Origin of the sequence: Celerinatantimonas diazotrophica, assembly GCF_004339545.1 — a bacterium.
Lineage (GTDB): Bacteria > Pseudomonadota > Gammaproteobacteria > Enterobacterales > Celerinatantimonadaceae > Celerinatantimonas > Celerinatantimonas diazotrophica.
In genome coordinates this window covers 227042-247856 of record NZ_SMGD01000012.1, presented here as the reverse complement: position 1 = coordinate 247856, position 20815 = coordinate 227042, and the positions used below count along the sequence as shown (strand labels likewise).

The window sequence follows — 20815 nt, the reverse complement described above, 5'->3', positions numbered from 1 at the left end:
ATTAGAAATCCCCTTTTGCATGACTTAGTGCCGCATGAATCAAGGTTTCACGGATAGACTGTGTTTGTTGCACAATTTTTTCACGGAGTTGATAGTCAATTGCAACTGTTCGAAATTGGGTAATCAAGTCATTATCAGACTGAATTTGTTTCGAAAGTCCGGTAGCCAGCACGACAATATCGTTGTCCTGTATTCTAATATCAAATGCTGCCAACTCAGCTAATTCATAACAAGCATGAAGAAGTGCTTCTTGACTAAAAATATGACGATCAAACGAGATTGTGACTTGAGATGGCATGAATTCTATCATCCTTGATTATTAGATATGATTCACTATACCGTTGATATATTAAACTACTCCTTTTCAAGGGGCATAATATCTACACAGATCATGAAAAATCCCTTAATGAGCTTGATATGGAACAACCAACATTTGTACGAAATCTCGAATCTCAGGTGACAGGTTCAGCCGAAGACGGTTTATGCACCCGCCGCGTAACCCACCAGCAAACTAAAGAGCCAATGCTAATGAGTAAACATCCTTGCCAAAATGGCCAATTTAAAGCCACCCCTAACTGCCAAGCAGCAATCAGCGCTGAAAACACGGGAATAAAATAAGAAAAAACAGCTAATAAAGTCACATTGCCATTTAAAAGCGCTTTATTCCAAGCCGCATAGCCTCCCCCCATCGCAATGGCTGCTAAGACGAGATAACCATACAATGGTGCAGAAAACATCGAAAATGACAACGCAGGCTCATCACTGAACAAATACTGAATCCACAACGATAACGCCACTAACGCAAAGAAAAATACGATTCCATCATGGCCTTTGGCGAGATGCTTAGTTAACACACAATACAGTGCCCAAAGCACCGCTCCGACGGTAGCTAGGATATAACTCAAAGGATTGTTCATCAGATGTTCACGGAGCAAAACCCAGCTGATCTGCCCCTGACCAACCACTTGTAGCGCGCCAAACAGACACAATACAATACCAATATAGAGCCCAATATGTCCCAGCCGTTTTTCGCTTAACAGCGCAAACCAAACAGTCAAAGCAGGCCATAGGTAATTGAGCATACTCACTTCAATGGCTTGTTGATCACTTGTCGCAAAGCCGACTGAAAGCGACATACATAACTCGTAGCTGACAAATAAACCAGCCCCGAGGAACAGATAAAGTCGTGGAAAATTTTTTAATTTCGGCCAGCCAACCAACCCAAATTGCAGCAGAGTGCCCAGTGAATAAATCAGTGCTATCGACCCTAGCACCGGAAGGGAACTACTCAGTATTCGAAGCGACGCAGTAATACACGCCCACAGGCCTATAGCAACTAAACCAAGCCCTGTCGCTTTTGCCGGAGTAAGCAAACTTGAGTCCTCAAAGACGAAATTTGTCAGTGTGACTCAAGCCTACTTATGGCGCAAGAGCTAACGCCATTTTTCACTGACAATCGAGAATCGACCCGCGCCATTAAATAGAATAACTAATGACATCATCACATAAAACATCAGGCTCTCAATCGCCCATGCCCCATACTGGTCGACAGCAAAGGTCGACCCCTTGTCGACTAATAACCAAGCCACCACCATCGTGCCAAAAATAACAATGGCACAAGGGCGACATAAAACCCCTAAAATAATCAAGATCGGAGCGACAATTTCTCCGACATAAACACCATAGGCGACATATTCAGGCACGCCATGAGCAACCAGCATCGCGCCAATTCCACCCACACCTGCCATGACTTTATGAAATCCATGAAATAACAGCATACCCATTGACAAACGCAAAAGTAATTTTGCCAAATCGGGATGGTTACACTTCTTATTTAAGGCATTTAATAACGACGTAACCACAATTTTTCTCCTCGAAAATCCCTGAATAATGGTCACCTATTAAGCTACCTATGATCTGTTTTAATCAATTGATATAGGTCAATAACTTCCTGATGTTCATATACTTTGAAGCAAATAAATGTAGAAAAATTGATCTGAAAAGCAAGTTTACATAACATCACATCTCGCCCCTTTAGTCAGACTACTTTTCTATAAAATCATCGCTGCAACCCACCCACTAACTAACAGTGGTAAGTTATAATGGATGAACGTCGGAATAACGCTATCGCGAATGTGATCATGTTGACCATCAGCATTCAGACCTGAAGTTGGACCCAACGTCGAATCGGAAGCTGGTGAACCAGCATCCCCCAGCGCGGCAGCCGTGCCCACCAGTGCAACAGTGGCGGTATGATCAAAGCCCAGCTGCAGACACAGCGGCACATAAATCGTGGCAATAATTGGAATCGTGCTAAACGATGAGCCAATCCCCATCGTAATCACCAGCCCAACAATCAGCATACTTGCCGCTGCCACAGCTTGATTACTCCCCAACCAACCACTTAACGTATTCACCAGCGCATGGACATCCCCTGTGGCACGAATCACCGCCGCAAAACCAGCGGCACTAATCATGATAAAACCGATCATGGCCATGAGTTCAACTCCGCCAGAAAAGACGTGCTGGGATTGCTGCCAACTGATTTGGCGAAACAGAAAAAACACAGTCAGGCCACTGAGCGCCCCAAAAATCATTGAACCAGAATACAGCTGTACTCCCAGTGCAACGAGCGCCGCAGCCACAGCGACGATAATCGAAAATAAAGAGGGAGTGCGAATTTCCGGCAGTTCTTCAAGCAGCTCTTTATCGGCATAAATCCGTGGTTTTCGATAACTAATAAATACCGCAATTAACAACCCAACCACCATCCCAATGGCGGGGATCCACATCGCCGGAGCAACTTTACTCGGATCGATCTGCAACCCGTTTTGCGCTAAGTTACCAGCCAATAACTGATTTAAAAAGACACCGCCAAAGCCAACGGGCAATACCATGTATGGCGTAATAAGCCCAAAGGTGAGGATGCAGGCAATTAAACGTCTATCGAGTTTTAGGTGGTTCATCACATTAAGTAGTGGTGGCACTAGAATAGGAATAAAGGCAATATGCACTGGGATCAGGTTTTGACTGAATATCGCCATCATTAACAGCAATGCACCCACCAACGTGCGCATCAGCAAAATATGGCTAGCAGAGGGCGACTCTTCAATCCGAGAGATAATCTGTGAGGCCATCCAATCAGTCAGACCCGAACGAGAAATCGCTACGGCAAAAGCCCCTAGCATCACATAACTTAAGGCAATTTCAGCCCCCTCGCCGAGCCCATTTTCAAATACTTTGGTGACTTCAGAGAAACTCATACCACCAAGCAATCCTGCAGCGACAGCGCTAACGCACAAGGCAATCACTACATTTAAACGCAGTACACTTAACAACAACATAAGGCAAACCCCAACAACCACTGCATTGGTGTTTGCCATCAGATAAGAAATCAACCTTGACTCCCTTTACTTTCAGATATAACGACGACCATTGCTTCACCAGCCAGCAGAACAACGCCAGCTCGAGCAGCCTCTGTATACCGTTTTTCCACCTTACTGCCAAGCTTCAGACACTGATATTGAGCAATTTATGAAAATACTCGCACTGTTCGTTGATATTTCATTCAATTTGAGCGAGTTATGCCAAGTTTTAGGCTAGCCGAACGGTATCGCTCAACAGCCAAGCTAAAAATACCGAGAGCGACGAATCGAGACGATTCAAGTGAAAATGATAAAAAGGTAGGTCAGGCTGTTTTATTAGCCTTCAATAAAAAGCCAGTCATGAACAGACTGGCATGTTCGCCCTTAAGGCCGCTTGTACATCGAAACCACGAGCAACTATGGCGCAATCGAATCGACGACACCACCATCCACACGAAGCGCCGCCCCACTGGTTGCAGAAGACTGCTCAGAGCAGGCATAGACGATCATATTGGCAACTTCTTCGGTGGATGCCATCCGCTGAATGACCGACGAGGGGCGATTAGCTTTGACAAATGCAATGCCCGCCTCTTCAATACTCTGGCCTGCTTGCTCAGCTTGCTCTTTGAGCATGTCTGCCACCCCTTCGCTCATCGTGGGCCCCGGCAGCACTGAGTTCACCGTAACCCCGGTACCGGCCATGCGTTTAGCCAAACCACGAGCAATGCTAGTATAAGCTGTTTTGGAAACCCCATAATGGATCATATCGGCTGGAATATTAAAAGCGGATTCAGAAGATAAGAAGATCACCCGTCCCCAGTGTTTTTCAGCCATCGCGGGCAGGTAATGCCGAGCAAGTCTCACCCCCGACATAACGTTCACCTCAAAATATTGTTGCCAGAGATGATCATCGGTTTCAAAGAAATCTTTCGGGCCAAAGATCCCCATATTATTTACTAAGATATCGCACTGCGGCTGGGCTTGGATCAATTTATCACAGCCCTCGCGGCTACCAAGATCGGCGGCCACTGCGATTAACTGAGCATTGGGAACCCGCTGTTTAATTTTAGCGATAGCCTGTTGTACCGCCGCTTCGGTACGACCATTGACAACAACGGTGGCACCGCATTGGGCAAGTCCCGTTGCAGTTGCCAAACCAATCCCTTTTGTGGAGCCTGTTACAATAGCAAGTTTATCGGCTAAGTTAATTTGCATCGATTTCCCCTTTGGTTAATGATTTGGCGGTATCTCAGCAGAACCATTCTGCCCCCGTCAATTTATGTTGTATTTGAATATCTTAACAACTGGTCAATAGTGCTCAATGAAAATAAACCACCTATAGCCGAGTTGCACGGTTAGCCCTCTAGTAAATCGCTAAATTGGGCATGCACCAAGTCAGCTAATGATAGCGTATCGACCAGCATCGCTCGCCCCACCTCCCCCGCAGAAACACAAATTTGCCCTTGATGACGCGCTTTATTTTCAAAGAAGATAGGATAGCCTTTGCTCCGCCAAATCCCCACCGGATTATTAGCGCCATGCTCATAGCCGGTTGTGGCAATAAGCTTGGCTTGATCGAGTAGGCCAACACTGCGATTACCCGAAACCTTAGCAAGTTTTTTATAAGACATTCGCGATTGCACTGGCACCACTGCTATTACCGGACCAGTACGTTTGCCTGTTAGCGCTAGTGTCTTATAAACTTTATCCCAGCTGACAGTCGGCTCCGTTCGCACCTGAGTATTGGGTGTATCGCGAATAAATTGAATACTTTGATAGGGGATAGCTAATTCATCTAAAAACAATTCGACGGCAGTTTTCTGCAACATGACAACTCAACCTCTGACAACAACTTTCTATGCATGTAAACATTCAAACAAGGTGCAAAGATGATTTTATCATGGCCCAGCAATTTATGTGGGCATCACTCTCCCAACGATTCACCCTAAACGTAAAAAAGAGCCAGCTCATAAAGAAGCTTATATAAGCCATTACCATCATCAGTCGTTGAGCTCAGTCATCTTTGGTTTTCAACGCCAAGAGAGCCCGCCAATATCATGTCGAGCGGGTATCCGAATCGGCCACGCTGTGATACAACTAACTGAATTGCAAACCCGCAATTGCTTCATAAAGGAGTCGTATGAAACTGTATTATACGCCGGGAGCCTGCTCACTCGCTCCCCATATTGTTCTTGAAGAACTCGGAGTGTCTCACACTTTAGAAAAAGTTGATCTCAAATCAAAGCGGACTGAAAACAACGAAGACTATCTCAGCGTCAATGACAAAGGTTATGTGCCAACTTTGCGACTTGATGATGGCAATGTTTTAACCGAAGGCGCTGTTATTAGCCAATATTTAGCTGAGCTTCATCCTGATCAACAATTATTTCCAAACTCTGGGCTGGCTCGTTACCAGTTACAAAGCCTGATGGTTTATATTTCGACTGAAATCCACAAAACCATCATCCCGCTAATGCAATCAGGCCAAGATGCAAAAAGTCGAGCAGCCAGTGAAGCGTTAATGAATAAACGACTGGGATGGGTCAGTGAAAAACTTGGCAACCGGGAGTTTATCTTTGGCGAACACTTCAGCATTGCCGATGCTTATCTGTTTACCACGTTAAACTGGATGAGTATGGTCAAAATCGATTTAAACCAATGGGCAAATCTGGTGCAATATCAGCAGCGCATCGGCTCTCGCCCAGCGGTGCAACGCGCATTAAAAGCTGAAGGGTTGATTTAACCATTCAAGTCGCCGCACATGACTTGGCCGTTCATTGTGCGGCATAACCAACCGTTCGAGTTAAATCCACTCGATATATAACTTTTTCATGAACTCGAGCAAAGCCCCTCAATCATTGCAGATCTTTAGTTTTTTCCGTCACTTTTTATAGATTTGAGCTTCGTTATAAACATTTCTGACAATGGTCATCTTTAAGCTAAGATGGTTTTCAGTGGTATATCGCAGTATGGAACAAAGCTCATTCGAGCCCAAGATACCACCACCATTGAACATGGCCCCCTATGAGGGTCTTTAAAACGGTTGATTCTATGGAGAATTTTATGGATTTTAAACGAACACCGCTCAATTTATTTGTTGTACTTTACGCATGTTTGGGAACTGCCAGCGTTTACGCAGCAAATGTCCCGGCTGGGGTAAAACTCGCGAAAAACCAATCCATTGTGATTGATAATAAAGCCGAACCAGAAACCCTAGATCCTAACCTCATCGAAGGAATTCCGGGCGCCCATATTGATGATCAGCTTTTTGAAGGCTTAGTGATCTTCAATTCACACGGCAAGATGATCCCTGGAGTCGCCAAAAGTTGGGAAAATAAAGATAATAAAGTCTATATTTTTCATCTACGCCATGATGCCAAATGGTCAAATGGTAAACCTGTCACTGCCCAAGACTTTGTCTATTCTTGGCGCCGGCTAGCCAATCCGAAAACCGCATCACCATATGCTTATTATCTGCAATTGACTAATATGAAAAATGTTGATGCGATTGTGAATGGGAAAATGAACCCCGATAAACTCGGCGTTCAAGCACTCGATGCTCATACACTCAAAGTCACACTGGCCAAGCCAGTTCCCTATTTTGTGAAGATGATGGCCAATTCATCTGTTCTTCCTGTTTACCCACCCGTAATAAAAAAATGGGGAGACAAATGGACCCAGCCAGATCATATCGTTTCCAACGGCGCCTATAAGTTAACTAAATGGGTCGTCAATGGTCAGATCGATATGGTTCGAAATCCCTACTACTGGAATAACGCTAAGACCGTCATTAATCATGTGAAAATGCTACCACTGTCCAATGCCCAGGCAGCGATGAACCGTTTCTTCGCGGGTGAAATTGACATTGCCCATTTTCCAACAGTCCAGTACCGCCATCTCGAACATGAATACCCACAAGATCTAAAAGTCACTGGTATCTTGGGATCCTATTATTACAGTTTCAACCTCAACAAACCGCCACTGAATGATGTTCGAGTTCGTAAAGCACTCTCTTATGCCATCAATCGCAACATTATCACCCAAAAAATCCTCGGCCAAGGACAACTGCCGGCTTACAATTTAACCCCAGCAGCCGTTGCCGGCTATACTCCTCCGACCCCAGCTTATGCGACATGGACCCAAGCACAGCGGGATAAAAAAGCAGTCGAGTTGATGAAAGAAGCCGGATATGGAAAAGGAGGCAAACATCTCAAACTGACCATCTTATATAACACCCGCGAGAACAATAAAAAAATTGCGCTAGCCATTGGTGAAATGTGGCAGAAACTCGGTGTAAAAGTTAACTTAGAAAATCAAGAATGGAAGACCTATCTGCAGACTTTGCAACAAAGACAGTTCCAAGTGGCCCGTACCGACTGGTATGGAGACTATAACGAACCATCAACCTTCCTGTCGCTGATGACCACTGGCAATGTGCAAAATAATCCGCAGTTCTCCAATAAAAAATATGACACCTTGATTCACACCGCCATGAATATCAGTAATGAAGCCAAACGTTATGCCGATTACCGCAAAGCTGAACTGATTCTGGCCAAAGATATGCCAATTGCACCTATCTACCAGTTTGTGAATGCTCGATTAGTCAGACCAACCGTTGGCGGTTATCCAATGCATAACGCCATGAATGATTATTACGTCAAGAATATGTACATGAAAGCCAAATAATCCATTTTTGAGCTCATTGAATGAGAGCTTAACTCCCCTACAAGGAAGTAGGGATATTAAAACCGCACCAGAACACCTCCTACAGCCATTCAAGCCCCTGATAAGGGTTAGATTCAAGCGCTTTAAGCCGACTGGCTAAATCGCCAATATGAATCTCCAGCTTATAGCCATCGGGATCAAGTAGATAGAGAGATTCCCCTTCACTGGTATTATCTTGCCACTGTGGCACTAGATGTTCTTTTAAGCGCTGGCAAAGCGCATGAAATGTTCCCGGCTCAACACTCAACGCAATATGGCTGTAATCCGCTTTAGGGCAAGGCTCACCCAAAGTTAAACAAAGCCACAAATCCCCCGCTGATAAGTAAGCACCGCGTTGCCATTTCACATGGCCTTTAAACCCTAGGGCCTGTTGACCTTTGGTGGTTGAGTTTTGTTCAAATTAAACGCATTTTGAACGCGGCGCACCCTGCGTCGCTTAATGAGTTAAGCAAGCAGAGGGCAACAAAGTTCAGGATGCGTTTAAATGAACCCCAAGGGCAGTATCTGAGAGGAATTTATCCAGCGTTAAACGTTCTTTGTGGAGAATACTACACGGCACAACGTTTGCCTTGCCTAAATCCCTCTCAGATTTCTGCAAAACTAATCACAAAAGGTCAACAGTCCCTAGTAAATGTTGATAAAAATTAAGGGCACATTCAAGATTTGAGACGACAATAGTGATGTGATTTAATCCGGTAATCATCGTGTTAGCTCATCTACGATTAAAATCAATGGGGCGGTATTATAGCGATATGGTTATCGAATCTTCTCGCAAACGAATACCCCAATGAGGCTCTGTGAGAGGTCAAGATAGCAAATGTCTGCTCAGAGGAAAAATCATATTGGACAGGGCAAAGACCATTACAAATTATTATTTCATTGTTAGATAAACAGCCGCTTAGCGAAAGCGGCTGGAACGATTTCCCATCACTTATGCAATCGAGGCAAACGCCTTTTTAATAACGGCTGCTGAATCTGCAAAACGTTGACGCTCTTGGTCAGTCAGTTCCACAGGCACTGGCTGCACAACACCTTGAGCAGCAATGATGGCTGGCTGACCAATCTGCGTCTGCAACGTCTCATCAAATGCTGAAACAGCAAACACACTATGGGCATCACTAAACACAGCATCCACCAACCGTGCCGTGGCGGATGCAATGCCAAAACTGGTCCACCCTTTACCGGCTAAGATATCCCAGCCACCGTGGCGCACTTGCTGCTCAAGCGCCATCAGATCAACCCCCGAAGCGGCTGGCCATTGAGTGAATGGGATACCTCCGACACGAATCGTGCTCCATGGAACAAACTGCGATTCACCATGTTCGCCCATCACATAGCCATCCACTGAGGCCGTTGCAACGCCAAGCGTATCAGCCACCACTCGACGCATCCGCGCACTGTCAAGCGAGGTACCAGTACCAAACACGCGTCCTTGGGGTAATGCCAACAGTTTCGCTAAATGAGCCGTAATCACATCACACGGATTGGTAATATTAATGACAACTCCATCAAAATGGGCAGCTTTAATTTTCGGCACCCACTGCGCAACCGCTTGACTGGTCTCAAACACCTCATTTAGACGATCGGTTTTTTCGGTCGCCTTCGGGCCAACGGCCACCACAATAATATCGGTCGTAGCCAACTGAGATTCATCATTGCAGTCAAAACGCACATGCGAGTGAATCAATGAGCTCATATCTTTAAGCTCAAGCATCTCAGAAAATGCTTTCTCTTCTTTTTTATCAAACAGACTAATGTGATCGGCCAGATTTTGACTCGCTAGGCTAAAAGCGACATCGGCTCCGACATGGCCGCAACCGATAATAGAAACATGACGACTCAATGGAAATTCCTCCTTAGAATAATACTAAACTTATCGCAGCTGCTGGCATCAAAGCGAAAGCGCTGCTTAGAACGTGACGGATAGATGTCGCATTCGGTCATAAAACCCACCATAACAAAATTTATTTATAGTGGGCAGATAGTTAGCTTCTTTGGACTCACTAATTAAGGTGTTGAACCATAAATATCAAATGAGAAATATTTCTGAGCAATTTTCTGATAAGTCCCATCTTGTCGCATCTGCGCAATCGCTTGATTAAGCTGAGCCTTCAGTTGATTATCTGCTTTTCGTACCCCAATAGCGGAACCAACACCGAAGATTTTTTGATCCTCAAGAGGCTTCCCTTTCATCGCAAATGCCTGGCCACGGGGCTGACTTAAAAAGCTTAAATCAGCACTCACACCAGAGAGCACCGCGCCATCTAACCGGCCATTTTGCAAATCCAAATAGACTTGGGCGACATCTTTATAGGAGTGCACATCCACCCCTTTATTTTGCCAGTGTACTTTTACATACTCTTCCTGAGCAGAGCCCGATTCAACCCCAATTAATTTACCTTTAAGGGTACTTAGCTTGGATGCATCCAACGGGCTTGTTTTTTTAGCCACCAGATAAGAGCCGATAGAATACAATTTATGGGTAAAATCAATCTGCTTTAAACGCGCACTATTGACATACATCGCCGATAAAATAGCATCAAATTTACGCGCTTTCAGCGCCGGAATAATCCCATCAAAACTGGTATTCACCCACTTACAATCGCGCTTGAGATGGGCGCAGATCGCATTGCCCAAATCAATATCAAAGCCCTTGAGTGAGCCATCGGTTGCCACTGACTCAAATGGCGGGAAAGTGGGCGCCACACCAAATGTCAGAGTCTGAGCCATCGCGGCAGGCGTCATCAATCCAAGGCAAACAGCCAAAATTACTTTTTTCATAACAATCCTTATCTATTTATTCGTTCCATCCATCAACGCAAATAAGCTTCGACCAGTTTGACCCAGTAACTCGCAACGATCGGTAATAAATCATCGTTAAAATTATATTGCGGGTGATGCAGCGAGCGATTCGGATTATCCGGCCCATCATTGCCGACAATCAGATAACACCCCGGTACTTTTTCCAGCATATAAGCAAAATCTTCGCTACTCATGATCGGTTTTAGATCGGCAATGATCCCCTCTTCACCCACCCAGTCTTGTGCCACTTGCCGGGCAAACTCAGTTTGTTCGGGAGTATTGATCAACACGGGATAAGGCTCTTCAAATGAGATCTCAACCTGAAGCCCGTACATTTGCGCATGTTCGCGAGCAATCGCTTCAATACGCTGATTTAACAATTGTCGAACCTCTGGGCTCATCGCTCGCACAGTGAGATCCAGTTTTGCTTCGCCGGGGATGACATTGGAAATATCACCACTATGAAAACGCCCGACGCTAATCACCGCAGGCTCAAACGGGTCAACATTACGGGCTACAATGCTCTGCAACGCCATAACGAAAGAACTTGCCGCCACTATCGGATCAGCAGTTTTGTGTGGCATCGCCCCATGCCCACCCTGACCGGAAAACGTGACAAAAACGGTATCTGCAGAAGCCATGAGCGCTCCTGGATAAAACCCAAGTTGCCCAGCCGGGTAACCGGGCATGTTATGAAAGCCATACACAGCATCACAAGGAAACTTCTCAAACAGTCCCTCACGGATCATCATATCAGCACCGCCACCGCCAATGCCTTCTTCCGCAGGCTGAAAAATAACTCTCAATGTCCCATTAAAATCATGCTCTTGCGCTAAAGCTTTGGCGCTTGCAAGTAACGATGCAGTATGTCCATCATGGCCACAAGCATGCATGGTTCCGTGATTTAAACTGGCATATTCCAAACCGGTCTTTTCATTAATAGGCAACGCATCCATATCCGCTCGAAGGGCAATAATACGCTGACCATCGCCTTTTTTTAGAGTGCCAACTACGCCTGTTTTTGCCAGCGCTCGATGCACTTCATATCCCCAGGATTCAAGCAATCGAGCCACTAAATCACTGGTTCGATGTTCCTCAAAACTGATTTCTGGATAGGTGTGAATTTCTCTTCGTAAAGTAACCATCTCATCACGGATGGCAGCAATGCTTGGCAATATGTTTTGCCTATTCATGTGGTTGTCGCTCCTTCAACATCTGACCCAACGTCGGCCATTTATGGGATACTCATCCAAAAGACAGATGATTTCAATAGACTCTTTGAATAACTCACTCTATTTTGAAGAATTGCTTGAGAGTTGATTCATTAGTTAGGTAAGCTAGCAACTAATTTTTGTATAGTTATGGCACAAATGTGCCAAATGAGGAGGAAACATGCACAAAGTTGGCATTATTGGCTTGGGGTCAATGGGCGGCGCCTTTGCAAGTCAACTAGTTAAAGCTGGTTATCAACTGTTGGCATGGAACCGCAGCCAACCCTCACACACCCAACTGCTCAATGCTGCGGGTATTACGCTGGTTGATACCCCGCGCGAGGTATTCGGCGCCGATGTGGTGCTATCCGTGCTCTCTGATGATGAATCCTACAAGGACCTGTTCCTGAAGAAGGGACTCATCGATGCCATCCCCGAGGGCAAAGTTCATGTCGTCATGGCGACTATTTCACCCGATTTTGTTCAACGTTTTGCCGAAGAACATAATAAACGCGGCTTGCATTATGTTGCAGCCCCAGTGCTGGGTAACTCTTTGCTCGCTCAAAGTGGCAAGGTGCATGTTTTAGCCAGTGGTGAAATCGAAGCAGTCCATAATGCCGAAGCCATGCTGCGCGCATTGGGCAGCTCATTCCGCTATGTCGGCCTAGCTCCGGAACAAGCCAATATTGCGAAGTTGGCGGTTAACCTTCTATTAAATAATGCTGTTCAATCACTGGCGGAAGCATTTGCACTGACAGAGAAAGTCGGCATTGAAAAAGAGCAATTTGCCGAGCTCATTACCCAAACGATGTTCTCAGGGCCAGCCTATCAAACTTACGCCAGTGCGATGAGTCAAGAATACTTTCATCCTGCAGCGTTTGCTCTTGAAATGGGCGCGAAAGATATCAATCTGGCCCTAGAACTCGCGAAGAATCATGGCTTGCAACTGCCGGTGTCTAAACAAGTCAGCCAATGCTTAGATAACGCCATACAAGCGGGATTCAGTCAATACGACCTCAGTGCGCTGCTGTTAGCTCAGCAACATAAAACTGAATGACAGATAACGCTAGGGTCTTTAGACCCTAGGGACTGTTGACCTTTTGTGATTAGTTTTGCAGAAATCTGAGAGGGATTTAGGCAAGGCAAACGTTGTGCCGTGTAGTTATTGGCCACAAAGAACGTTTAACGCTGGATAAATTCCTCTCAGATACTGCCCTTGGATATCTTGGTCGCTTTCTCATGTAATGGGAGATTACCGCAGCCACAGGCTACATGTGGTCACTGGTTTCAGAAGTCGTATTATGGCGATTTCACTCTAAAAAATGCGTCTCTGGCATCGTCGCGAGTATTGTGCAAATCATACCTGGGGGCATTTTTAAGTGATGTTATATTTGCTTGCTGGGTTGCTTATCCAACCTGCATTATCCTACTAGCTCAAGCGTTTCAAGACCCAAGCATCATTGCACCGATTCAGTTTACATTTAATCTTCAGTCAATCCATGAGCGCTAACACTTAGCAACCAATCCATACTGCGTTGCCATCTTTTGCTGGCTGCCTGAATCTTCTTGGCAAAAGTACGGTACGGCTCATCGAGATCCTTTTAACCCGCCTTGATAAAGTGCATCAACTGCATCTGTTGAGTAACATATTGAATGTTATCGAATAACCTAACATAGTTATCAAATCGATATATGATGCACTCCTTCTTGCTCCTATATTTATTTTATTTCGTATATTCATTATGGTTTTTATCTTTTTTGATAGGAGTCACAAACAGCTATTTTGCTTTAATTACCATGATTTTTGTATATCAGTTTTATTTAATAAATACACTATCTTTGCCACATGTTTTTATTGATTTCATAAAATTGAAACAATGTTCACATTAAGATGAAAAAACGAATCATTTTTTATTTTTATAATGTGATCTTTATCTAAAAAATATAAATAAATTTGAGAGATCCGTTCAATACTGATAGAGATGAACTCTCATATTTATTTTTTATAAGTCATACTCGAAGCTGTTGGTTAATCACAATTCATAATAACTGAGCATTTAACAATCCATTATAAATATAACTTATAAACAACCCAAAAATGCTACAAATTTTTACTTCAGGATAAAAATCAGTTAACCAGGAAAGGTGTTGTATGATGTTGATTCAAGTTGTTAATCAGTATATCAATAAAATCCTCTGTTGGATCTTAGCCATTTTTATGAGTGCTATGATCATCGCTGTAGTCTGGCAAGTTTTTACCCGTTTTGTTCTACGCGACCCCGCCAATTTTACCGATGAGCTCTCCAGATACCTGTTGATCTGGATAGGCATCTTGGGGGGAGCATATACCTTTGCGATCAAGCGCCATCTGGCATTAGAGCTCATTATTCCGCATTGCCAACGCAGGGGACAATTACTGATGAGCATTTTAATTAATGCCATCGTAGTCGCTTTTGCAACCGTCACATTCATTTATGGTGGCTGGTATCTAGTTAGCGACACATTGATGCACGGACAAATCTCTCCCGGAATAGCGTTTGGCTCTCACCATTTACTCATTGGATATGTCTATTTAGTCGTCCCCATTGCCGGGGTACTTATTAGCTATTTTGGTATCGTCGAAATCATTACTGACCTGATTGAATTATTCAAAGGTAATCATCCACTATCATCGGCAGAAAAAATCTAATGACTCTCATTGACCTTCTTTTTAGCCAGCACTTTCTTGCGCATGCACCGGATTTTTTCTATGACATTTTTCCGGTCATCGTTTTGTTCGGTATCCTGGGATTCTTACTTATTATTGGCGTACCGATTGCTTTTTCTATCGGTATTGCCGCCTTTTTTACTGTATTTATTGATTTTCCAATTGAGCAATCTACAGTGCTCGTTTCACAAAAGCTCGCCAATGGGCTCGATAACTTTGGTCTGCTCGCACTCCCGTTTTTTATTGTCGCGGGGAACTTAATGAACCGAGGAGGACTCGCAGCACGCTTAATTAACTTTGCAATGATCTTTGGCGGCCGTTTAAATGGCTCATTAGCCCATGTGAATGTCATGGCAAACATGCTATTTGGCTCACTTTCTGGCTCGGCAGCGGCATCCGCTGCCGCAGTCGGAGGTATTATGAAGCCTTTGCAACAAAAACATCATTACCCCATGGATTTTTCCACTGCGGTCAATGTTGCATCTTGTCCATCCGGACTACTGATCCCACCGTCGAACATTCTGATCCTCTATGCGCTCGTCAGTAGCACCTCGGTGCAATATCTTTTTATCGCTGGCTATTTCCCAGGAATTCTCATGGGACTCGGCATCATGATCGGCATCTTATTGCTTGGCAAACGCTACAATATTCCCCGTGAAAAAATCGTATTTACGGGCAGTGTCGGTAAGGTGGTTCTTGATGCTATTCCTAGTTTGAGTCTAGTGATCATTATCATGGGCGGGATTCTCGCCGGCATTTTTACAGCCACTGAGGCCTCAGCCATTGCCGTGGTTTATGCATTGATTTTGGGATTTGCCTATCGTGAGCTGAAAATTTCTGATCTGATGCCGGTGCTGGTAGAAAGCTGCGTGACCACCTCCATTGTGCTGTTGATGGTCGCGACCTCTTCAGCCATGTCATGGGCGATGGCCAATGCCGACATCCCAGCTTTTATCTCTGACTTTATCCTCAAAGCATCAACCAACCCGATAGTGGTTATTTTATTGATGAATGTCATTTTGCTCATCATTGGCACCTTTATGGATATGACCCCTGCGGTATTGATTTTTACTCCCATATTCCTACCCATCGCTACCCATTTGGGATTTGACCCTATCCACTTTGGCATCATTTTGGTCTTTAACCTTTGTATTGGTATTTGCACACCACCAGTAGGCACAGCGCTATTTGTCGGTTGTAGTGTCAGCGATATGAAGCTCGGCCAAGTGGTGCCCAAACTCGTACCACTATTTGCGATCATGGTGGTCACCTTAGTCATTGTGACGTTGATCCCTTCCATCTCTTTATGGCTGCCCAGTTTATTGGGCTATCAAATGTAAGATTAGTAAGGAAAAAATAATGAAGATTCTGCCCAAATTGTTATTAGCAAGTGCCATAACTGTCTTATGCGGCACACAAACCGGTATGGCAAAAACGCTCAAACTAGCGCATGCCCTGCCAACCGACCATCCAGTTCATGCCTCGTTGACTTGGTTTGCCAAACAGGTATATAAAACAACCCACATCCGAGTCAAAGTCTACCCTAACGGAACGCTAGGTAACGAAACCAGTCTGCTCCAAATGGTGCAAAATGGCACGATTGCCTTTACCAAAGTCAGCGCGGCACCACTGACCGCATTTGCCCCAGAATACAAAGTGCTCTCACTCCCTTATCTGTATAAAAACCGCACGCAGTATGACAAGATCCTGCAAGGGAAAATCGGTGATAAGATCCTTGCCTCATCTCGCTCAGCAGGTTTCATCGGATTGGCTTTTTTGGATGCCGGTTCACGTAACTTTTATACCGACAAACCCATTATTGAGCCCAGTGACTTAAAAGGGCTGAAAATTCGAGTACAAAACTCAGCCATCTCCATTGATACGATTAAAGCATTGGGAGCAACCCCAGTACCACTGCCTTATGGCGAACTTTACTCGGCGTTGCAACAAGGGGTGGTTGATGGCGCCGAAAATAATATTCCATCATATTACTCATCTCGCCACTATGAAGTGAAAAAAGTCTTCTCATATGACCATCACACCATGATCCCCGATGTATTGGTTGTATCAACAAGTGTCTGGGATGGTCTAACCCCCAAACAACAGCAACAGATCCGCAAAGTTGCGAAAGAAACGGTTGCCGTTCAACGTAAAAACTGGGATGCCTATGTGAATAAAGCATTAGTGGCACTGAAAAAACATCACATCCAATTTGTTCAAAGTGATGTTCCAAAATTCCAGGAAGCGGTAAAACCCGTTTATGTAAAATTCAAAAAAGAGAACCCCAATTTAGTTCCACTATTAAATGAAATTCAAGCCAGTGAGAAAAACTAGTAAGAAATAGTTGGCAACAGCTAAGATAATAAGCGAATAGCACAACCGAGCCGATATCGACTCGGTTGTGCTTGCTGTATTTTATTGAAAATAGATCGCAGGAATGAATGATATTGATCATTCATTTTTAGAGTTGTCCATCAGCCTTGGCTAACAGGATTCATGGTCTGAAATAGGCTTATCGGTAAATAAGAATTTTTTTAACTGTTTGGCAAAAACGGGATGATTGCGTCGCAGCCATTCAATCATCATTGCCGCATGTTCAATCTCTTCATCGCGGTTATGGGCCATAATGGCTTTCAGATCTTTATTCTCACTAGCATCCACTCGCTGCGCATACCAATCGACTGCTTCTAACTCTTCTTGTAATGACATTAAAGCGCGGTGTAATTCCAATGTTTGCTGGGATAATTTTTCACGAGGTTCATGTATTGATTCACTAGACATATCTTTTCCTCACATTTATCGAAACTGAGTCGAACAGAATGAATAACATCATTACCATACGCTCATAAAGAGTGTTGAATCAACACCTCCGATAACGGCTAGATAACAAATATGGCATCAATCAGCAAAAGCAAGGGCGCTAAAAACCACGCCCTGCTTTTTTAATTTTTAGCCGCAAAAGCGACCCGTTTCGATTTCTCCAGCGCAGGACTCTCAAAAGACTTAAACGTTTTCTTATCTTTGCGAATAAAAAATACGGATAGATGCTGCTTTTTGGCAACTTCAAGCCCTTGCTTTGGCCCTAAACATAGCATCGCGGTAGCCCATGCATCACTCACTTTTGCCACATGACCAAAGACTGACGCAGAGACCAAATCATGAGTAATCGGCGCCCCAGTACGAGGGTCAAGAATATGCGAATACTCTTTGCCTTTGTCATCAAACGAATGGTGATAAGTCCCCGAGGTATCAAGGGTTACCCCACTTTCATCGTTAATTGTCACGATACGATACGGCTCAATACCATCCTGAGTGGGAATCGGTCTCTCAATGGCGATACGCCACTTCTCCCCCCCCGGTTTATGGCCTTTTATCTTCATATCGCCACCAAATTCGACAATATAGTTATGGATACCATCATGTTCTAAAATCTGGCTTAATTTGCCGATGGTATAGCCTTCACCCATCGATGAAAAATCCAGTTGCACCCCTGGCAGCGTTTTGCGGATCATACCGCGGGATTTATCGACTTTAATTTTATCAATCCCTAGATCATGTTTTACCGCTGCGATCTGGCTGGCACTTGGCACATGCAGGACATCTTTATGAAACCCCCACAAGTCAAACAATGGCCCAATGGTTGGGTCGTAACAGCCGTGAGTTTTGGCATTGATCTGTTTAGCTAGCTCAATCAGGCCGATGAAATCTTTAGAGGCTTTTTGCCATTGGGTCGAAGAGCTTTGGTTAAACCGAGAAATATAAGAATCATTACGCCAAGTCGATAACTCTTTATCGATACTGGCTAACTTATTAGAAAACTGCCCCTGAACTTTGTTTTTAGAAATGGGCTTCTGACTCCACCAGCTAATGTGATAGGTCGTCCCTTGCGCATATCCTGATAATTTTTCGATTTTAATTGGCTTCGAACAGCTACTTAAAAACAAAGCTAATGAGCCCATCATCAAGCAGAAGATGCCTGAGCGAAACAAATGGCGCTTAAACATGAACGAGTTTATCCGGCAATATAAATAAGCAAAGTCTACCAGCGCACCGAGCACTGTGCTAGCGCGATAGGCCCTTGAGTCAGACCAAGATTTATCATTGATCAATTCACGCGCAATTGAGAGCTGAACATCGTTAAAAAATCGCTTGATTCAGGAGTCATTGCATCATAAAAGCCCGAAATTAACCGCACCGGGACATAACTTCGCTCACAGCAGTCGCTCATACATCAAATCACCTGAGCCGAAAAGGCATCGAATTCGCAGCCAAGGCATTGCCATGATCGCGCCCTCGCAACTCATATCCACCCGCTGGGGAGCATTATTCAAGCGATGATAGAAGGACTCTGGCAGAACCAAAAACTCAAGCGTGAAGATAATTATATAGCCAATTAACGGGTTCAACCTCCAATCAAGCCTGCCCATACGGCACATGGTTTCAGACAGGTTTTGGCAGTTGACTGCCAGCCATGTCTTTAAAAATAAGCATTGATTCGTCTATCGATTCAGTTACATTTACATGTATATACTAATTTGATAGACATACCCAGTCCCCCACTTAAGGAGAGTCCATGCCAAACACAAACGCATCTATCCATTCGCTGGTTAGTCAGTATGTCCAGCCACTAGCCAGTTACAATGCCGGACTCTCCTTAGAAGAGCTAAAAAAACGCTACAACGTCACTAAAGTCGCTAAGCTAGCGAGTAATGAAAATCCATTTGGGACCTCCGCAGCGGTAGCGAAGGTGCTCAATGATGCAGGAAATCTCGCCTACTATCCCGACCCAAACTGCAGCGAACTCCGGCAATTATTAGGCCAAAAATTTAATGTGGATCCCCAGACATTGGTCTTTGGGAACGGCTCGGAAGATATCATCAGTGTTCTGTGCCGCGTATTTCTAGAAGCAGGGGATAACGTCTTAACGATTGTGCCCTCCTTTGGACTACACATTTTGTATCCGCAGTCATGTGGGGCAAATGTATTGATCGCCGAGATGAGTGACACACTTGAATTCGACATTGAGAAAATTGTCCAGCAATTACAAACCCACCAGCCAAAACTATTTTTTATTGCCAGCCCCAGTAACCCAGTTGGTACCGCGCTGAGCCAAGCCGAAATAGAAACAATTCTCGATGCGCTCACCGACCAAACGCTCTTGATCTTTGACGAAGCCTATTATGAATATGCGCAAACAGATGCTAACTATCCAAATGTTCAACAGATTCTAGAGCAATCAGGCAAGCCTTATGTTTTATTACGAACCCTATCAAAAGCCTACTCTTTAGCTGGACTTCGAATCGGTTACGGTATTTGCAGCGAACCAAGCATTGCCGGTTATATCGACAAAGTACGCACACCATTTAATGTCAATCGCATCGCCCAAAAAGCTGCGATTGCAGCGCTTAACGACGCAACTCATATAGAAAAGACTTTAACGTGGAATGACCAAGCTCGCCAAACGCTGAGCGAGCAACTTAATGAGTTGGGGATCCAACCGGCCAAATCACTCGGTAACTTTTTATTTTTTAAAACGGATTACCCAGCCATAGAACTTGCGCAAAAACTCTTGAAGCATGGCGTCATCGTTAAGCCTTGGCTAGAAGCAGGTTATGAACACTATTTGCGCGTATCGATTGGCTCGCAAGATGAAAATGAGCATTTCCTCAGCGCATTGAAAACTATTTTAAACGCCTAAAAAATTTGTTGGACGTGCACGGTGTGCGTCCAGCTTTTTCATCTTCGCTACGCCCGGATAGCGATGTTATTCCACTTTTGAAGACTTGATTCTATTCACCCACCATGCCAGTCAGCCTAGGGACGGTTGACCTTTGGTGGTTGAATTTTGTTCAAATTAAACGCATTTTGAACGCGGCGCACCCTGCGTCACTTAATGAGTTAAGCAAGCAGGGGGCAACAAAGTTCAGGATGCGTTTAAATGAACCCCAAGGGCAGTATCTGAGAGGAATTTATCCAGCGTTAAACGTTCTTTGTGGAGAATAACT

At 44.5% G+C, this 20815-nt stretch carries 19 protein-coding genes and 1 pseudogene; 7 read left to right on the top strand and 13 right to left on the bottom strand.

All coding sequences use genetic code 11. The features are described from left to right. Window position 1: 1 nt before the first annotated feature. The 6 genes from hxsD to EV690_RS07400 all read right to left on the bottom strand — a co-directional run bounded on the left by hxsD (window position 2) and on the right by EV690_RS07400 (window position 5194). Entirely contained in the window at window positions 2-298 is a 297-nt protein-coding gene (hxsD, locus tag EV690_RS07425; RefSeq protein WP_165872691.1) for a His-Xaa-Ser system protein HxsD, read from the bottom strand. A gap of 154 nt (window positions 299-452) precedes the next feature. Beyond that, on the bottom strand, window positions 453-1373 hold the full coding sequence (yddG, locus tag EV690_RS07420; RefSeq protein ID WP_131912362.1) for an aromatic amino acid DMT transporter YddG: 921 nt from the start codon (window positions 1371-1373) through the stop codon (window positions 453-455). A gap of 60 nt (window positions 1374-1433) precedes the next feature. Beyond that, window positions 1434-1862, bottom strand: a complete 429-nt coding sequence (locus EV690_RS07415; protein ID WP_131912361.1) for a DoxX family protein — start codon at window positions 1860-1862, stop codon at window positions 1434-1436. 189 nt (window positions 1863-2051) lie between these two features. Next, on the bottom strand, window positions 2052-3383 hold the full coding sequence (locus tag EV690_RS07410; protein WP_131912688.1) for a Na+/H+ antiporter family protein: 1332 nt from the start codon (window positions 3381-3383) through the stop codon (window positions 2052-2054). A gap of 399 nt (window positions 3384-3782) precedes the next feature. Beyond that, the gene (locus EV690_RS07405; RefSeq protein WP_131912360.1) at window positions 3783-4580 is read right to left on the bottom strand and encodes an SDR family NAD(P)-dependent oxidoreductase; all 798 of its coding nucleotides are present in this window, start codon (window positions 4578-4580) and stop codon (window positions 3783-3785) included. A 140-nt stretch (window positions 4581-4720) separates the two neighbouring features. Then, on the bottom strand, window positions 4721-5194 hold the full coding sequence (locus EV690_RS07400) for a YbaK/EbsC family protein (RefSeq protein ID WP_131912359.1): 474 nt from the start codon (window positions 5192-5194) through the stop codon (window positions 4721-4723). A gap of 311 nt (window positions 5195-5505) precedes the next feature. Between EV690_RS07400 and gstA the strand changes: the two genes are divergently transcribed. Both gstA and EV690_RS07390 read left to right on the top strand, forming a co-directional pair. After that, complete coding sequence (gene gstA / locus EV690_RS07395; RefSeq protein ID WP_131912358.1) at window positions 5506-6108, top strand: glutathione transferase GstA; 603 nt, start codon at window positions 5506-5508, stop codon at window positions 6106-6108. 320 nt (window positions 6109-6428) lie between these two features. Next, the gene (locus EV690_RS07390; RefSeq protein WP_131912357.1) at window positions 6429-8051 is read left to right on the top strand and encodes a peptide ABC transporter substrate-binding protein; all 1623 of its coding nucleotides are present in this window, start codon (window positions 6429-6431) and stop codon (window positions 8049-8051) included. Window positions 8052-8130: 79 nt separating this feature from the next. Here the strand turns inward: EV690_RS07390 and EV690_RS07385 are convergent. From EV690_RS07385 to EV690_RS07370, 5 genes and pseudogenes are all read right to left on the bottom strand, one after another. After that, a pseudogene (locus tag EV690_RS07385) lies at window positions 8131-8457 on the bottom strand (VOC family protein); the annotation flags it as partial. Window positions 8458-8694: 237 nt separating this feature from the next. Further along, the gene (locus EV690_RS18710; RefSeq protein WP_396022807.1) at window positions 8695-8793 is read right to left on the bottom strand and encodes a VOC family protein; all 99 of its coding nucleotides are present in this window, start codon (window positions 8791-8793) and stop codon (window positions 8695-8697) included. A 228-nt stretch (window positions 8794-9021) separates the two neighbouring features. After that, complete coding sequence (locus EV690_RS07380) at window positions 9022-9933, bottom strand: lactate/malate family dehydrogenase (protein ID WP_131912355.1); 912 nt, start codon at window positions 9931-9933, stop codon at window positions 9022-9024. Between the two features lie 164 nt (window positions 9934-10097). Further along, window positions 10098-10871: a transporter substrate-binding domain-containing protein gene (locus EV690_RS07375; protein ID WP_131912354.1), complete on the bottom strand. Its 774-nt coding sequence runs from the start codon at window positions 10869-10871 to the stop codon at window positions 10098-10100. Window positions 10872-10903: 32 nt separating this feature from the next. Further along, complete coding sequence (locus EV690_RS07370; RefSeq protein ID WP_131912353.1) at window positions 10904-12085, bottom strand: M20 aminoacylase family protein; 1182 nt, start codon at window positions 12083-12085, stop codon at window positions 10904-10906. Between the two features lie 199 nt (window positions 12086-12284). Here EV690_RS07370 and EV690_RS07365 point away from each other — a divergent pair, with 199 nt between their 5' ends. From EV690_RS07365 to EV690_RS07350, 4 genes are all read left to right on the top strand, one after another. Then, on the top strand, window positions 12285-13160 hold the full coding sequence (locus tag EV690_RS07365; RefSeq protein WP_131912352.1) for an NAD(P)-dependent oxidoreductase: 876 nt from the start codon (window positions 12285-12287) through the stop codon (window positions 13158-13160). A 1095-nt stretch (window positions 13161-14255) separates the two neighbouring features. Continuing rightward, window positions 14256-14792 carry a TRAP transporter small permease gene (locus tag EV690_RS07360; RefSeq protein ID WP_224054936.1) on the top strand — a complete coding sequence of 179 codons (537 nt, stop codon included), beginning with the start codon at window positions 14256-14258 and terminating at the stop codon, window positions 14790-14792. Continuing rightward, a complete protein-coding gene (locus tag EV690_RS07355; RefSeq protein WP_131912351.1) occupies window positions 14792-16150 on the top strand; it encodes a TRAP transporter large permease in 1359 nt (452 codons plus the stop codon). The genes EV690_RS07360 and EV690_RS07355 overlap by 1 nt, the downstream gene beginning before the upstream one ends. Window positions 16151-16169: 19 nt before the next feature. Continuing rightward, window positions 16170-17144, top strand: a complete 975-nt coding sequence (locus tag EV690_RS07350; RefSeq protein WP_131912350.1) for a TRAP transporter substrate-binding protein — start codon at window positions 16170-16172, stop codon at window positions 17142-17144. A 150-nt stretch (window positions 17145-17294) separates the two neighbouring features. On the opposite strand, the gene EV690_RS07345 is transcribed toward EV690_RS07350, so the two are convergent. Continuing rightward, on the bottom strand, window positions 17295-17591 hold the full coding sequence (locus EV690_RS07345; protein WP_131912349.1) for an encapsulin-associated ferritin-like protein: 297 nt from the start codon (window positions 17589-17591) through the stop codon (window positions 17295-17297). A 161-nt stretch (window positions 17592-17752) separates the two neighbouring features. Further along, window positions 17753-18814, bottom strand: a complete 1062-nt coding sequence (locus tag EV690_RS07340) for an FAD:protein FMN transferase (RefSeq protein ID WP_131912348.1) — start codon at window positions 18812-18814, stop codon at window positions 17753-17755. Between the two features lie 569 nt (window positions 18815-19383). On the opposite strand from EV690_RS07340, the gene hisC reads away from it, so the two are divergent. Then, window positions 19384-20508, top strand: a complete 1125-nt coding sequence (gene hisC / locus EV690_RS07335; protein WP_131912347.1) for a histidinol-phosphate transaminase — start codon at window positions 19384-19386, stop codon at window positions 20506-20508. Window positions 20509-20815: the final 307 nt, after the last annotated feature.

Bases quoted from the DNA above. Each gene is read 5' to 3' on its own strand.
- hxsD (WP_165872691.1), bottom strand. From the start codon at position 298: ATGCCATCTCAAGTCACAATCTCGTTTGATCGTCATATTTTTAGTCAA.
- EV690_RS07410 (WP_131912688.1), bottom strand. From the start codon at position 3,383: ATGGCAAACACCAATGCAGTGGTTGTTGGGGTTTGCCTTATGTTGTTG.
- EV690_RS07405 (WP_131912360.1), bottom strand. From the start codon at position 4,580: ATGCAAATTAACTTAGCCGATAAACTTGCTATTGTAACAGGCTCCACA.
- EV690_RS07400 (WP_131912359.1), bottom strand. From the start codon at position 5,194: ATGTTGCAGAAAACTGCCGTCGAATTGTTTTTAGATGAATTAGCTATC.
- gstA (WP_131912358.1), top strand. From the start codon at position 5,506: ATGAAACTGTATTATACGCCGGGAGCCTGCTCACTCGCTCCCCATATT.
- EV690_RS07390 (WP_131912357.1), top strand. From the start codon at position 6,429: ATGGATTTTAAACGAACACCGCTCAATTTATTTGTTGTACTTTACGCA.
- EV690_RS18710 (WP_396022807.1), bottom strand. From the start codon at position 8,793: ATGATTACCGGATTAAATCACATCACTATTGTCGTCTCAAATCTTGAA.
- EV690_RS07375 (WP_131912354.1), bottom strand. From the start codon at position 10,871: ATGAAAAAAGTAATTTTGGCTGTTTGCCTTGGATTGATGACGCCTGCC.
- EV690_RS07370 (WP_131912353.1), bottom strand. From the start codon at position 12,085: ATGAATAGGCAAAACATATTGCCAAGCATTGCTGCCATCCGTGATGAG.
- EV690_RS07365 (WP_131912352.1), top strand. From the start codon at position 12,285: ATGCACAAAGTTGGCATTATTGGCTTGGGGTCAATGGGCGGCGCCTTT.
- EV690_RS07360 (WP_224054936.1), top strand. From the start codon at position 14,256: ATGATGTTGATTCAAGTTGTTAATCAGTATATCAATAAAATCCTCTGT.
- EV690_RS07355 (WP_131912351.1), top strand. From the start codon at position 14,792: ATGACTCTCATTGACCTTCTTTTTAGCCAGCACTTTCTTGCGCATGCA.
- EV690_RS07350 (WP_131912350.1), top strand. From the start codon at position 16,170: ATGAAGATTCTGCCCAAATTGTTATTAGCAAGTGCCATAACTGTCTTA.
- EV690_RS07345 (WP_131912349.1), bottom strand. From the start codon at position 17,591: ATGTCTAGTGAATCAATACATGAACCTCGTGAAAAATTATCCCAGCAA.
- EV690_RS07340 (WP_131912348.1), bottom strand. From the start codon at position 18,814: ATGTTTAAGCGCCATTTGTTTCGCTCAGGCATCTTCTGCTTGATGATG.
- hisC (WP_131912347.1), top strand. From the start codon at position 19,384: ATGCCAAACACAAACGCATCTATCCATTCGCTGGTTAGTCAGTATGTC.